The organism is Arthrobacter oryzae (genome assembly GCF_003634095.1).
In the GTDB taxonomy this organism is placed as follows: Bacteria; Actinomycetota; Actinomycetes; order Actinomycetales; family Micrococcaceae; genus Arthrobacter; species Arthrobacter oryzae.
In genome coordinates this window covers 714,375-728,309 of the sequence record NZ_RBIR01000001.1, presented here as the reverse complement: position 1 = coordinate 728,309, position 13,935 = coordinate 714,375, and the positions used below count along the sequence as shown (strand labels likewise).

Here is a 13,935-nt window from a genome sequence, read left to right as displayed (position 1 = left end):
AGCCCGAAATGTGGACGGACTGCCCCTGCACTTGCGGGGGCGGTCCCAGTTAAACGTAAGATGGATCACGGAAGGCGGTTAGCCTTCAGCAACGTGGCTGGTCGTCCTCCGATCTGGTAATTATCTCTGCCCAATGGCGTGCGGGATCTGTTAGTTGGCTTGAACGCCTTCTCAACTAGTCGTGCTCGCAAGAGCACCAAGGAGACTGAAAACGTGACGACCCGTATTGGCATCAACGGCTTTGGCCGTATCGGCCGCAACTACTTCCGCGCCGCCCTCGCACAGGGCGCAGACCTTGAGATCGTTGCGGTCAACGACCTCACCAGCCCGGAAGCCCTCGCTCACCTCTTCAAGTACGACTCCGTGGGCGGTCGCCTGGCGGAATCCATCGAGGTCAAGGACGGCAACATCGTCGTCGACGGCAAGACCGTCAAGGTCCTCGCCGAGCGCGACCCCGCCAAGCTGCCCTGGGGCGAGCTTGGCGTCGACATCGTCATCGAATCCACGGGCTTCTTCACGAAGGCGGCCGACGCGCAGAAGCACATCGACGCCGGTGCCAAGAAGGTCCTGATCTCCGCCCCGGCCTCGAACGAGGACATCACGATTGTGATGGGTGTCAACGACGGACTGTACGACGACGCCGCGCACCACATCATCTCCAACGCCTCCTGCACCACCAACTGCCTCGGCCCGCTGGCCAAGGTCGTCAACGACGCCTTCGGCATCGAGCGCGGACTGATGACCACCATCCACGCGTACACCGCCGACCAGAACCTCCAGGACGGTCCGCACAACGACCTCCGCCGCGCCCGCGCCGCCGCCATCAACATGGTCCCCACCTCCACGGGTGCGGCCAAGGCAATCGGCCTGGTCCTGCCGGAGCTCAAGGGCAAGCTCGACGGCTACGCGATCCGTGTCCCGGTCCCCACCGGCTCCGCCACGGACCTGACGGTCACGGTCTCCCGCGAGACCACCGTCGAGGAAGTCAACGCCGCCCTCAAGGCCGCCTCCGAGAGCAAAGAGCTCAAGGGCCTGCTGACCTACACGGACGAGCCGATCGTCTCCTCGGACATCGTGGGTGACCCTGCATCGTCCATCTTCGACTCGGGCCTGACCAAGGTGATCGGCAACCAGGTCAAGGTTGTTTCCTGGTATGACAACGAGTGGGGTTACTCCAACCGCCTCGTGGACCTGACGGAGCTTGTCGCGTCCAAGCTGGGCTAGGGTAAGACTCATGACATTCCACACCCTCAACGAACTGATCGCTGATGGTGTCCGCGGGCGGTACGTTCTGGTCAGAAGTGACCTGAACGTGCCGCTCGACGGCTCTACAGTGACTGACGACGGCCGGATCAAGGCCTCCCTGCCAGTGCTGGCGAAGCTGACGGATGCCGGTGCCCGCGTGCTGGTGACAGCACACCTGGGCCGCCCCAAGGGCGCCCCCGAGGACAAGTACTCACTCAAGCCCGCGGCGGCGCGGCTGGCCGAGCTTGCCGGCTTCAAGGTCTCGCTGGCCGCCGACACGGTGGGCGAGTCGGCCAGGGAGCTGGCCTCGGCGCTCCGGGACGGCGAAGTGCTGGTCCTGGAAAACGTGCGCTTCGATGCACGCGAAACCTCCAAGGACGACGCCGAACGCGGCGCCTTCGCGGACGAACTCGTCGCCCTCACCGGTGACAACGGCGCCTTCGTCGATGATGCCTTCGGTGCCGTGCACCGCAAGCACGCGAGCGTGTACGACGTCGCCACCCGGCTGCCGTCCTACCAGGGCGACCTCGTCCGCACGGAGGTGGAGGTGCTGCGCAAGCTCACCACCGACACCCAGCGGCCCTACGTCGTCGTCCTCGGCGGCTCCAAGGTCTCGGACAAGCTCGCCGTTATCGACAACCTCATCGGCAAGGCGGACACGATCCTCGTGGGCGGCGGCATGCTGTTCACGTTCCTCGCCGCCGAGGGCCACAAGGTCGCGGGCAGCCTGCTCGAAGAGGACCAGATCCCGGTCGTGCAGGACTACCTGAAGCGGGCAGCGGACGCCGGCACCGAGTTCGTTGTCCCCACCGATGTTGTGGTGGCCAGCAAGTTCGCCGCCGACGCCGAGCACGAGACGATTTCCGCCGACGCCATTGAGTCCAGCAGCTTCGGCGCCCAGGGCATCGGGCTGGACATCGGGCCGGAGTCGGCCGCGGCGTTCGCGCACCGGATCGAGGGCGCCAAGACGGTGTTCTGGAACGGTCCCATGGGCGTGTTCGAATTCGCGGCCTTTGCCGCCGGTACCCGGGCAATCGCCCAGGCGCTGACGGAGACCGATGCTTTCACGGTGGTGGGCGGCGGCGATTCCGCCGCCGCGGTCCGGACCCTCGGCTTCGCCGACGACCAGTTCGGCCACATTTCCACCGGCGGCGGCGCAAGCCTGGAGTACCTTGAAGGCAAGGAACTCCCGGGCCTGAGCGTCCTCGACCGCTAGAAGCACCAGCCGCCAGGCAAACGAGCCGGCAGGGTGCCCCTCCGCAAGGATCCGGGCACCCTGCCTGCTGTCCCCACGACAAGCACTTGGAGATCACGTGACCACGTCAACCAACGGTAAATTCGACCGCAAGCCCTTCATCGCCGGCAACTGGAAGATGAACATGGACCATGTCCAGGGCATCACCCTCCTGCAGAAGCTTGCGTGGACCCTGTCCGACGCCAAGCACGACTTCAGCCGGGTGGAGGTTGCAGTCTTCCCGCCGTTCACGGACCTTCGTGGCGTCCAGACCCTCGTCCAGGGCGACGAACTCGCCGTCGCCTACGGCGGCCAGGATCTCTCCCAGTTCGACTCCGGCGCCTACACCGGTGATATCTCCGGGCAGTTCCTGGCCAAGCTCGGCTGCAGCTACGTCCTGGTCGGCCACAGCGAACGCCGCACCATCCACAACGAGTCGGACTCCGTCCTCAACGCCAAGACCAAGGCCGCATTCAAGCACGGCATCACTCCGGTCCTCTGCGTCGGTGAAGGCCTCGAGGTCCGGCAGGCCGGCACCCACGTCGACCACACGCTGGCCCAGCTGCGCGCCGGCGTCGACGGCCTCACCCCGGAGCGGGCCGCCGAGCTTGTCGTCGCATACGAGCCCGTCTGGGCCATCGGCACGGGCGAGGTCGCCGGCCCGGAGGACGCGCAGGAAATGTGCGCAGCCATCCGCGCCGAACTGTCCACGCTGTTCGGGGCCGACGTCGCAGCCAAGACCCGGCTGCTCTACGGCGGGTCGGTCAAGGCGAACAACGCGGCCTCCATCCTGAAGGAACGCGACGTCGACGGCTTGCTGGTCGGCGGTGCCAGCCTGGACGCTGCCGAGTTTGCTAATATTGTCAGGTTCGAGAGTCACCTGTTGACGGATTAGTCCGGACACAGCTTGGCCCCCGCAATCCAATTCTTCTGAAAGGCCGTCGTGGACGTTCTTCATGTCATTCTGCAGGTCCTCCTGGGCATCACCAGCCTCCTGCTGACGTTGCTCATCCTGCTCCACAAGGGACGCGGAGGCGGCCTGTCGGACATGTTCGGCGGCGGCATGAGTTCCGGACTGAGCTCCTCTGGCGTCGCGGAGCGGAACCTCAACCGCTTCACGATCATCCTCGGGGTCACCTGGGGCGTCGTGATCATCGCCCTCGGCCTGCTGATGCGATTCAGCACCGGCGCCGACTCCTAGGACATCGTTTAGGGCATCGTTCCCAAAAACTTCATAAGGGGTCTTGCGGCCCTCCCGGCATCGGGAACTCGCGAACTACACTGCTGGAGGCAAGCACCATTCCACCAGCTAAGTAGCCAGGAGTTCCCGATGCTGCATTCTGCTTCCGGATTCAAAGGAATCCGCGTGGGCGCGACCGAGGGGGCCTCGCCCCGTCACGAGCCACTCAACGGGGCCGGCGTACGCCAGCCCCGTATTCGTGTCTCCTACTGGTGCGCCAAGGGCCACGACACGTCGCTCGTGTTCGCCCAACTGCCAGAGGACCAGATCCCGGGCGTCTGGGACTGCCGGCGCTGCGGCGGCACCGCCACCCGCGACGAAACGAAGTTCGCCCTGGATGACACGCCGTCCGAGGGCTTCAAGACGCACCTGGAATACGTTAAAGAGCGGCGCTCCAGCCAGGACGCCGAAGACGTGCTGGCCGGAGCGCTGGAACGGCTACGCGCCGGACGGACCCTTCCGGACGAGCTGCTCCGGGACCCGTGAGGCCGCGTTTTCATCAATCAGCCACAGGGTTTCGCGGCGGCCGCGAGGCCCGGCCGCGGGAACCTGCACCGGGTTGGCGCCCGCCAGGGCTAGGCCGACGGCACCGGCCTTGTCCTCTCCGGCCACCACCATCCATACCTCAGAGGCCGTATTGATAGCCGGCAGGGTCAGTGACACGCGGCCCGGCGGCGGTTTGGGCGAGTTGCGCACGCCCACGACTGTGAGTTCCTTCTCGCGGATGCCGGCCTGCTCCGGGAAGAGCGACGCGACGTGCGCATCGGGGCCGACGCCGAGCAGGACAATGTCCAGGCGCGGGAGTCGTGCCGGGCGTTCCGGCCGGTCGTCGGACATGTCCGCGGCGTGCTCGGCGGCGGCCGCAACAGCCAGACGACGGGCATAGTCCGCCGCAGCCTCCTCCGGGCTCTCGAAGTCATCGGAGGAACCGGGGATGTGGACGCGCGCCGGGTCGACGGCGATGCGGGACAGCAGGGCCTCATGGGCCTGGCGGGCGTTGCGCTCGGCGTCGTCCGCCGGCAGGAAGCGCTCGTCTCCCCACCAGAAGTTGACCTTGGACCAGTCGACGGCGGACGCCGCCGCAGACTCGGCCACGGCCTTGAGCGAACCGATGCCCATCGTGCCCCCGGTAAGCACCACCGTTGCCTCGCCGTGCCGGTCCTGGATGTCGACCAGCTTGGTGATCAGGCGGGCGGCGATCGCAGCCATCAGGACAGTCGAGTCAGGATGGATGCTTACTCTCGGGTCAGCGCTCACTGGGACGGACACTCCTTAGATTGGTACGTGGCAGTCCCATAGTAATCACTTCGCCGAAGACTTCGTCCGGATCCAGGCGGCGGAGTTCCTCGGCGAGGCAGTCCTTGAGGCTGCGTCGCGGCAGGGAGATCCGCTGCGCGGGCTGGCCCGGCTGGGTCAGTTCCGCGACGGTCAGCCCCGGGCGGAAGAGCTGGATGTCGCCACCGGGCCGGCTCAGGCGGACGCGGCGGATGCCGGTTCCGGCCGGGTCCGCCACGATCGTCACCGGAACGTCCAGTGCCAGTGTGAGCCAGGCCGCGAGCAGGATGGTGCTGGGGGAGTCCGAGGCGCCTTCGACGGTGACAGCCGTCACCGGGGAATCGTCCACCTGGTCCAGGACCGCGGCCAGCTGGATGCGCCAGTTGGTCAGGCGGGTCCAGGCGAGGTCGGTGTCTCCGGCCTTGTAGGTGCGGCGGATGTTTTCCAGCGCCCCTACCGGGTCCGCCTCGTTGGCGGAGTCGGTGATGCGGCGGTGTGCGATGCTGCCGATCGAGGTCTGGCAGGCGTTCCGGGGAGCGCCGTGCGGCCACCAGGCCACAATCGGGGCGTCCGGGAGCAGCAGCGCCGCGACGAGGGATTCGCTTTCCTCGGCGAGTTCGCCGTAACCGCGCAGCAGGATGACCTCGGAAGCCCCGGCGTCGCCGCCTACCCGGATCTGGGCGTCCAGCCGGGTCGGGGCGGACGCCCCGGCGTCGGCGAGGACGATGATCCGGCACGGGTGTTCCCGGCTGGCCTCGTTGGCGGCCTCGATGGCCTCCTCCTCGAGCCCGGAACGGGTGACGACCACGAGGGTCAGCACCCGGCCCAGGGCGATCACGCCGCCTTGCTCGCGCAGGGCCATGATCTTCTTCGAAATCTTGGAGGTGGTGGTGTCGGGAAGATCTACGATCATGGCCTTCTCCAGGTTCGTCCGTCGCGGGCAAGGAGTTCGTCAGCGGAGGCGGGGCCCCAGCTGCCGGGTCGGTAAGGCTCGGGCTGTTCAGCCAGGCCCGCCCAGTATTCCTCGAAGGGGTCAAGGATCTTCCAGGACAGTTCGACCTCGGCGTGCCGGGGGAACAGCGGGGGTTCGCCCAGCAGCACGTCGAGGATGAGGCGTTCGTACGCTTCGGGGCTGGACTCGGTGAAGGAGTGGCCGTAGCCGAAGTCCATGGTGACGTCGCGGACCTCCATCTGGGTGCCCGGGACCTTGGACCCGAACCGGATGGTGGCGCCCTCGTCGGGCTGCACCCGGATGACGACGGCGTTCTGGCCGAAGTCGTCCTCGCCGTGGTCGGTGAACAGCAGGTTCGGCGCGCGTTTGAACACGACGGCGATCTCCGTCACCCGGCGCCCCAGCCGTTTGCCGGCGCGCAGGTAGAACGGCGCGCCGGACCAGCGCCGGGTGTTGATGTCCACGCGGATCGCGGCGAACGTCTCGGTCTTCGAATCGGCCGGGATACCCTCTTCCTCCAGGTAGCCCAGGACCTCCTCGCCGCCCTGCCAGCCGCCCGTGAACTGTCCGCGGGCAGAGTGGGTGGAGAGGTCCTCGGGGAGCCGGACGGCCGCGAGGACCTTTTCTTTCTCGGCCCGCAGGTCATCGGCGTTGAAGGAGATCGGTTCCTCCATGGCCGTCAGGGCCAGGAGCTGCAGGAGGTGGTTCTGGATGACGTCGCGGGCCGCGCCCACGCCGTCGTAGTAGCCTGCCCGGCCGCCGGTGCCGATGTCCTCGGCCATGGTGATCTGGACGTGGTCGACGTAGTTGGCGTTCCAGAGCGGCTCGAAGAGCTGGTTGGCGAAGCGCAGTGCCAGGATGTTCTGCACCGTCTCCTTGCCCAGGTAGTGATCGATCCGGAAGACGGCGTCCGGCGGGAACACCGACTCAACGATGTCGTTGAGCTGGCGGGCCGATTCGAGGTCGTGCCCGAACGGCTTTTCGATCACCACGCGGCGCCATTTGTCACCTTCGGCCTGGGCCAGGCCGTGTTTGGAGAGCTGCCGGCAGACCTGTTCGAAGGCTTTCGGCGGGATGGAGAGGTAGAACGCATGGTTGCCCCGCGTGCCGCGCTGTTCGTCGAGCTCGTCGATCGTGTCGGAGAGCCGCTTGAACGCCTCGTCGTCGTCGAACTCGCCCTGCACGAACCGGATGCCCTCGGAGAGCTGCTTCCAGACCGTTTCATCAAACGGGGTCCGGGCGTACGCCTTGACGGACTCCTTGACCTCCGCGGCGAAGTCCTCGTTCTCCCATTGACGGCGGGCGAAGCCCACCAGGGCGAAGCTCGGCGGCAGCAGTCCCCGGTTGGCGAGGTCGTACACGGCCGGCATGAGCTTCTTGCGGGCGAGGTCCCCGGTCACGCCGAAAAGGACCAGCGATGACGGTCCGGCAATTCGGTTTAGGCGGCGGTCACGGGGGTCCCGGAGCGGATTGCGCCCGCGGCCGGCCGTGTTCCTGCCGCCGTTGTAGGTTTCTGGCATGGTTGCTTGGGTGCCTTAGCTTTCAGTAGAGGATGCTGGCTGGCCGGCAAGGGAGGTGATGAGTTCCTGGAACTGCTTCACCCCTGCAGCGCGGTCAGCCAGGTGCAGCCGGAGGACCGGACGGCCATGGTCGGAGAGGACCTGCGCGTCACCCGCGGCCTGCGCCGAGATCAGTTCGCCGAACGTGAAGGGACGGTCCGGGATGGCGAGGTCCGTTGCGGAGGCGGCTGTGACCTGCAGGAACACACCGATTGCGGGTCCGCCCTTGTGGAACTGGCCCGTGGAGTGCAGGAAGCGCGGGCCCCAGCCGAACGTGACCGGGCGGCGGCTGACGGCCGCCAGTTGGTCCCGGACGCCTTCGAGCTCCGCGTAGGCGATCCGGTCGAAATAGGCCTGGACGCTGAGGTAGCTGTCCGGGCCGAGTTCGGCCAGCAGGGCGCCGACGGCCTCTGCAGCGGTGGCCGCGTTGCCGAGCCACGCTCCGCCGCGGACTTCGATGGCGCCGTCGGTGAAGTTGGCCGGCGTCGGCTCCGGCTGAGCGTCCAGCAGGCCGCGGGCGGCAATTTTGGCGGCCTCGACGTCGGGCTGGTCAAACGGGTTGATGCCCAGCAGCCGGCCGGCCACCGCGGTAGCGAATTCCCAGACCATCATCTGGGTGGGGAGGCCGCCGGCAATGGCGACCTCGTTCTCGCCGAGCTGCACGTCGTCGGCGTCCGCCGCAACGAGCCGGACAACGAGGACATCCGGGGCCCCAAGCGTTGCTTCGGGGGAGGCGGGGCCGGCCACGACCGGCAGCACGCCGGTGCCCAGCTTGCCCGTGGATTCGGCGATGAGCTGTTCGGCCCAGTCGGCGAAGCCCGCGATTCCTGAGCCGTCTTCGGCGATGACGATCTTGTTGCGCAACGGGCTGGTGCCGCCCAGGGCGGTGCCCAAGGCCAGCCCGATGTTGTCTTCCGAGTCGTCATTGAGGATTTCGGCGGCTTCCTCGGCTTCGTCCAGGAAGGCCTGGATGTCCACTCCGGCCAACCCGCAGGGGACCAGCCCGAAGGCGGTCAGCGCTGAGAAACGGCCGCCGACGTTCGGATCGGCGTTGAAGACGGCGCGGTAGCCGGCCTCACGCGCCGCCTTGTCCAGCGGCGAGCCCGGGTCGGTGACGATGATGATGCGGCTCTTTGCGTCGATGCCGGCATCCGTGAATGCCTGCTCGAAGATGCGGCGCTGGGAGTCGGTTTCCACGGTGGAGCCGGATTTGGAGGACACAACGATGGCCGTTTCGGCCAGGCGGTCCGCCAGGGCGGCGCTGACCTGTTCGGGATCGGTGCTGTCCAGCACGGTCAGCTCGACGCCAGCGGTGCCCGCAATGACCTCGGGCGCCAGGGAGGATCCCCCCATGCCGCAAAGGACGATGCGGCTCACGCCCTCGGCCCGCAGTGCGTCGCGGAGTTCCAGGATGCCGCCGACCAGAGGCTGGGAGACGGTGGCCGCCTCGACCCAGCCCAACCGGACAGCGGCCTCGGCCTCGGCATCGGGCCCCCAGAGGGTGGGGTCCTTCGCGAAGATCCGGGTGGCGATGCGGTCTGCCAGGAGTGCGGGCAGGTGCTGCTCATGGGCCTGGCGGGCTGCGCCGCTGGCGTCGTAGCTGAGTGTGCTCATGGTGGGTTAGGAAGCCTTCCGTGCAGAGGCCAGGGCGCCTTCGACGTCCCCCAGCAGTTCCTTCCAGCTGGCCACGAACTTGTCCAGGCCCTCGGATTCAAGCAGGGCCACAACCTCGTTGTAGGAGATCCCCAGTGCGTCGAGGGAGTTCAGCGTGGCGTTGGCGTCGTCGTAGCCGCGGGTGACGGTGTCGCCCGTGACGGTGCCGTGGTCGAACGTGGCGTCGAGGGTCTTCTCCGGCATGGTGTTGACCACGCCGGGTGCGACGAGCTCGGTGACGTAGAGGGTGTCCGGGTAGGACGGGTCCTTCACACCGGTGGAAGCCCACAGCGGACGCTGCGGAAGGGCGCCGGCCTCGGCAAGGAGCGTCCAGCGTTCGGTTGAGAACTGCTCCTGGTAGACCTGGTAGGCCAGGCGGGCGTTGGCCAGGCCGGCCTTGCCCTTGAGCGCCTTGGCTTCGTCGGTGCCGATTGCATCGAGGCGCTTGTCGATTTCCGCATCGACGCGGGAGACGAAGAAGGACGCGACGGAGTGGATCGTGGAGAGGTCGTGGCCGTTGCCCTTGGCCTGTTCGAGGCCGGACTGGAAGGCGTTGATCACGGCGCGGTAGCGTTCCAGCGAGAAGATCAGGGTCACGTTGACGCTGATGCCTTCGGCCAGGGTGGCTGTGATGGCCTCGAGGCCTTCGAGCGTTGCCGGGATCTTGATCAGGACGTTGTCCTTGTTGACCTTCTTGTACAGGTGCTTCGCTTCGGCGATGGTGCCGGCGGTGTCCCAGGCGAGGCGCGGATCCACCTCGATGGAAACGCGGCCGTCGACGCCCTTTGTGGCGGCGGCGACGGGAGCGAAGAGATCGCACGCGTCGGCGACGTCGGTGGTGGTGATTTCGAAGACGGTCTCTTCGACGGTGGCGCCGGCCGCGGCCTGGGCCGCAATGACGGCGTCGTAGTCCGTGCCCGCGGTGATGGCTGCGTGGAAGATGGACGGGTTGGTGGTGACGCCAACGACGTTCTTCTCTTCGATGAGCTTACGCAGGGTACCGGTCTGCAGGCGGCCGCGGGAGAGGTCGTCGAGCCAGATCGAGACGCCGGCGTCGGACAGCTGCTGGGTGGGGGTAGTCATGTCATAACTCCTGAAAATGGTGGGTTCCGGGGGCGCAAGGACCCCCGGAACCGTGGTGGTGGGTCAGTTTGTGACGGTGGCGAGGGAGTCCTTCGCGGCGGCGGCGACGGCGTCGGCGGTGATGCCGAACTCCTGGAAGAGGCGCTTGTAGTCCGCGGAGGCGCCGAAGTGCTCGAGGCTGACGGAGCGGCCGGCGTCGCCGACGAATTCCTTCCAGCCCAGGGCCAGTCCGGCTTCGACCGAGACGCGGGCCTTCACGGTGGTGGGGAGCACGGCCTCGCGGTAGGCGGGGTCCTGCTTGTTGAACCATTCCACGCAGGGCATGGACACGACCCGGGTGGCGATGCCCTCGGCCTGCAGGGCCTCGCGTGCGGACACGGCGAGCTGGACCTCGGAGCCGGTGCCGATCAGGATGACCTGCGCCGGGACGGTGGCGCCGTCTTTGGAGGCTTCGGCGAGGACGTAGCCGCCCTTCGCGACGCCGGCGGTGGAGCCGAAGGTGTCGCCGGCGGCGTCACCCTCCCCGCGGGCCCAGGTGGGGATGTTCTGACGGGTCAGCACGATGCCGGCTGGGTTGTCATGGTTCTCCAGCATGACCTTCCACGCCGCGGCGACCTCGTTCGCGTCGCCCGGGCGGACCACGTCCAGGCCCGGGATGGCGCGCAGGGAAGCAAGCTGTTCCACGGGCTGGTGGGTGGGGCCGTCTTCGCCGAGGCCGATCGAGTCGTGGGTCCACACGTACAGCGACGGGACGCCCATCAGGGCGCCGAGGCGGATCGCGGGGCGCTGGTAGTCGGAGAAGATCAGGAAGGTGCCGGAGAACGCCCGGGTCCGGCCGTGCAGCGAGATGCCGTTCACGATCGAGGCGGCGGCGTGCTCGCGGATGCCGAAGTGCAGGACCCGGCCGTAGGGGTTGCCCTTCCAGGCCGCGGTGGAGCGGGAGGTAGGAATGAAGGAAGGTGCGCCCTCGATGGTGGTGTTGTTCGACTCGGCGAGGTCGGCGGAGCCGCCCCAGAGTTCGGGCATGACCGGGCCGATCGCGTTGAGGACCTTGCCCGACGCGGCGCGCGTGGAGACGTCCTTGCCGGCTTCGAAGACCGGCAGCGCGGCGTCGAGCTCGACGGGAAGCTTCTTGGCCTCGACGCGCTCCAGCAGGGCCGCCTTGTCCGGGTTGGCGGACTGCCAGGCCTCGAAGCTGCTCTGCCAGGCGGTGCGGGCGGCAGCGCCGCGGGCCTCGGCCTCGCGGGTGTGGGACAGGACATCCTCGTCGACCTGGAACGCGCGCTCCGGATCGAAGCCGAGAACCTTCTTCAGGGCCGCGACCTCTTCCGCGCCCAGGGCCGAGCCGTGGATCTTGCCGGTGTTCTGCTTCTTCGGCGCCGGCCAGCCGATGATGGTCCGCAGCGAGATGATCGAGGGTTTGCCCGTCTCGGCCTTCGCCGCGAGCAGCGCCGCGTGGAGCTCGGCGACGTCTTCCTTGTATTCGCCGGTCCGGGTCCAGTCGACCCGCTGGGTGTGCCAGCCGTAGGCCTCGTAGCGGGCCAGGACGTTTTCGGTGAAAGCGACGTCGGTGTCGTCCTCGATCGAGATGTGGTTCTCGTCGTAGATCACCACGAGGTTGCCCAGTTCCTGGTGTCCGGCGAGCGAGGACGCCTCGGAGGTGACGCCTTCCTGCAGGTCGCCGTCGGAGGCGATCACCCATACGGTGTGGTCGAACGGGCTGGTGCCGGCCGGGGCGTCGGCGTCGAACAGGCCGCGCATCCGGCGCTGCGAGTAGGCGAAGCCCACCGCGGAGGCCAGGCCCTGACCCAGCGGGCCGGTGGTGATCTCCACGCCGGCGGTGTGCTTGTACTCCGGGTGCCCCGGGGTCAGGGAACCCCAGGTGCGCAGCGCCTCCAGGTCCTTCAGTTCCAGGCCGTACCCGGAGAGGAACAACTGGATGTACAGGGTCAGGGAGGTGTGGCCCGGAGACAGCACGAACCGGTCACGGCCGAGCCAGTCCGGGTTCTTCGGGTCGTGGCGCATCAGCTTCTGGAAGAGAAGGTACGCCGCCGGCGCCAGACTCATCGCGGTACCGGGGTGGCCGTTGCCGACCTTCTCCACCGCATCCGCGGCCAGCACGCGGACAGTGTCCACGGCGCGCTGATCCAAGGTAGTCCATGACAGTTCTTGCTCTTCCAAATGTGGCACGAAAACCGGGCCCCTCTCTGTGCTGACGGCCGGCGGTACGCTCGGTCCTGCCTCGGGCACAGTTCGGTGCCCGCTGCGGTTCGTACCAGCCGTTCACCATCGAAACGTTGATCTATCATTCAGACGCAGACGCAAGCGGCCTGTTCGGCAATTGCCTGTAGGCGTTCCCGTGTGCGCTGATCTAAAGACAGCCTAGTCCCATTCCACTTGGTGGTCAGCGTATATCTCACCAAATGGACCTGATTTCGCTTATATGAATCACCGCCCGCCAACGCGCCCGTGAGCCCGCGTTAACACGCCGGAATCATGCGGCCCCGGCGGCGGCCCGGCGGCAGGCAGCGTCACGGTATGATGGGTGGTGGCCTTCGACTGGGGCAAGGACACGGGTGTGCGCCGAGCACGAAGCCCGTCCCGCAGCAAGAAAAGCGTTGCGAAATCCACCCGGGGCTGCCCAGCCAGACAGAACTGCCCAGCCAGACAGAACAGAGTGACTGCCACCGTGAGCACAACTAATACGCCGCTGAACGCCTCCCGGGCCCCGGGAAGAATGGGCTTCGGCCGCAAAGCAAAGGCCTACCTGGCGCTCACGAAACCCCGTGTCATCGAGCTCCTGCTCGTCAGCACCCTGCCCACCATGATCTACGCGCAGCGAGGGTTCCCGTCGGTCGGCCTGATTCTGGCCACGCTGGTGGGCGGTGCGTTCGCGGCAGGCTCCGCCGGCGCCTTCAACTGTTACATCGACCGTGACATCGACAAGCTCATGCACCGCACGGAAAACCGCCCGCTGGTCACCGGCGAGGTGACCCCCCGCGAAGCCCTCGTCTTCTCCTGGCTGCTGGGCGCGGCCGCGATCGCCATCCTCTGGTTCGGGGCCAACCCGCTGTCGGCGTGGCTGGGACTCGGCGCCATTGTCTTCTACGTGGTGATCTACACGATGATCCTCAAACGGCGCACGGCCCAGAACATCGTCTGGGGCGGAGCGGCCGGCTGCTTCCCCGTCCTCATCGCCTGGGCCGCTGTGACCAACACCGTCCAGTGGCCCGCCGTCGTGCTGTTCATGGTGATCTTCCTTTGGACCCCGCCGCACTACTGGCCGCTGTCGATGCGCTACGGCGAGGACTACCGCAACGCCAACGTGCCGATGCTGGGTGCAATTGCCGGCGCCAAAGTGGTCTCGGTGCAGGTGGTCCTGTACGCGTGGGCCATGGTGGCGTGTTCGCTGCTGATGATCCCGGCGGGCGGCGCGGGCTGGGTCTACACGGTGACCGCCGTCGCGGCCGGTGCGTGGTTCCTGTATGAGTCGCACGCTCTCTACCAGCGCGCCCAGGCCGGCGATGTCTCCAACAAGGGAGCCATGAAGGTCTTCCATGGCTCCATCAGTTACCTCACGCTGCTCTTCATCGCCCTGGCCGTGGACCCGTTCGTCGGCTCCGCAGTCATGGGCGGCTGACGCCCCCGTACCCTCACGGCCGGTCCTTCACCGAAGGTCGTTCGTCGAAGATGT

At 67.3% G+C, this 13,935-nt stretch carries 12 protein-coding genes; 6 read left to right on the top strand and 6 right to left on the bottom strand.

Translation table 11 applies throughout. From position 1 onward, the window contains the following. Positions 1-213 precede the first annotated feature (213 nt). From gap to C8D78_RS03425, 5 genes are all read left to right on the top strand, one after another. Positions 214-1,224: a type I glyceraldehyde-3-phosphate dehydrogenase gene (gap, locus tag C8D78_RS03445; RefSeq protein ID WP_120950440.1), complete on the top strand. Its 1,011-nt coding sequence runs from the start codon at positions 214-216 to the stop codon at positions 1,222-1,224. Between the two features lie 10 nt (positions 1,225-1,234). Next, a complete protein-coding gene (locus tag C8D78_RS03440) occupies positions 1,235-2,461 on the top strand; it encodes a phosphoglycerate kinase (protein ID WP_120950439.1) in 1,227 nt (408 codons plus the stop codon). A 97-nt stretch (positions 2,462-2,558) separates the two neighbouring features. Then, on the top strand, positions 2,559-3,374 hold the full coding sequence (gene tpiA / locus C8D78_RS03435) for a triose-phosphate isomerase (RefSeq protein WP_120950438.1): 816 nt from the start codon (positions 2,559-2,561) through the stop codon (positions 3,372-3,374). 48 nt (positions 3,375-3,422) lie between these two features. Further along, positions 3,423-3,680, top strand: a complete 258-nt coding sequence (secG, locus tag C8D78_RS03430) for a preprotein translocase subunit SecG (protein WP_120950437.1) — start codon at positions 3,423-3,425, stop codon at positions 3,678-3,680. 165 nt (positions 3,681-3,845) lie between these two features. Next, positions 3,846-4,205, top strand: a complete 360-nt coding sequence (locus tag C8D78_RS03425; RefSeq protein ID WP_341867106.1) for an RNA polymerase-binding protein RbpA — start codon at positions 3,846-3,848, stop codon at positions 4,203-4,205. Here C8D78_RS03425 and pgl read toward each other — a convergent pair. The 6 genes from pgl to tkt all read right to left on the bottom strand — a co-directional run bounded on the left by pgl (position 4,158) and on the right by tkt (position 12,422). Then, positions 4,158-4,976, bottom strand: a complete 819-nt coding sequence (gene pgl / locus C8D78_RS03420; RefSeq protein WP_120950435.1) for a 6-phosphogluconolactonase — start codon at positions 4,974-4,976, stop codon at positions 4,158-4,160. The two genes, C8D78_RS03425 and pgl, sit on opposite strands and share 48 nt — an antisense overlap. Then, positions 4,966-5,907, bottom strand: a complete 942-nt coding sequence (locus C8D78_RS03415; RefSeq protein ID WP_120950434.1) for a glucose-6-phosphate dehydrogenase assembly protein OpcA — start codon at positions 5,905-5,907, stop codon at positions 4,966-4,968. Before C8D78_RS03415 ends, pgl begins: the two co-directional genes overlap by 11 nt. Beyond that, complete coding sequence (zwf, locus tag C8D78_RS03410; protein WP_120950433.1) at positions 5,904-7,466, bottom strand: glucose-6-phosphate dehydrogenase; 1,563 nt, start codon at positions 7,464-7,466, stop codon at positions 5,904-5,906. Before zwf ends, C8D78_RS03415 begins: the two co-directional genes overlap by 4 nt. 15 nt (positions 7,467-7,481) lie before the next feature. After that, the gene (locus C8D78_RS03405; RefSeq protein ID WP_120950432.1) at positions 7,482-9,119 is read right to left on the bottom strand and encodes a glucose-6-phosphate isomerase; all 1,638 of its coding nucleotides are present in this window, start codon (positions 9,117-9,119) and stop codon (positions 7,482-7,484) included. 6 nt (positions 9,120-9,125) lie between these two features. Next, positions 9,126-10,241: a transaldolase gene (gene tal / locus C8D78_RS03400; protein ID WP_120950431.1), complete on the bottom strand. Its 1,116-nt coding sequence runs from the start codon at positions 10,239-10,241 to the stop codon at positions 9,126-9,128. A 63-nt stretch (positions 10,242-10,304) separates the two neighbouring features. Next, entirely contained in the window at positions 10,305-12,422 is a 2,118-nt protein-coding gene (tkt, locus tag C8D78_RS03395) for a transketolase (RefSeq protein WP_120950430.1), read from the bottom strand. 496 nt (positions 12,423-12,918) lie between these two features. Here tkt and C8D78_RS03390 point away from each other — a divergent pair, with 496 nt between their 5' ends. Further along, the gene (locus C8D78_RS03390) at positions 12,919-13,881 is read left to right on the top strand and encodes a heme o synthase (protein ID WP_120950429.1); all 963 of its coding nucleotides are present in this window, start codon (positions 12,919-12,921) and stop codon (positions 13,879-13,881) included. Positions 13,882-13,935: the final 54 nt, after the last annotated feature.

Bases quoted from the DNA above. Each gene is read 5' to 3' on its own strand.
- C8D78_RS03440 (WP_120950439.1), top strand. From the start codon at position 1,235: ATGACATTCCACACCCTCAACGAACTGATCGCTGATGGTGTCCGCGGG.
- C8D78_RS03415 (WP_120950434.1), bottom strand. From the start codon at position 5,907: ATGATCGTAGATCTTCCCGACACCACCACCTCCAAGATTTCGAAGAAG.
- zwf (WP_120950433.1), bottom strand. From the start codon at position 7,466: ATGCCAGAAACCTACAACGGCGGCAGGAACACGGCCGGCCGCGGGCGC.
- C8D78_RS03405 (WP_120950432.1), bottom strand. From the start codon at position 9,119: ATGAGCACACTCAGCTACGACGCCAGCGGCGCAGCCCGCCAGGCCCAT.
- tal (WP_120950431.1), bottom strand. From the start codon at position 10,241: ATGACTACCCCCACCCAGCAGCTGTCCGACGCCGGCGTCTCGATCTGG.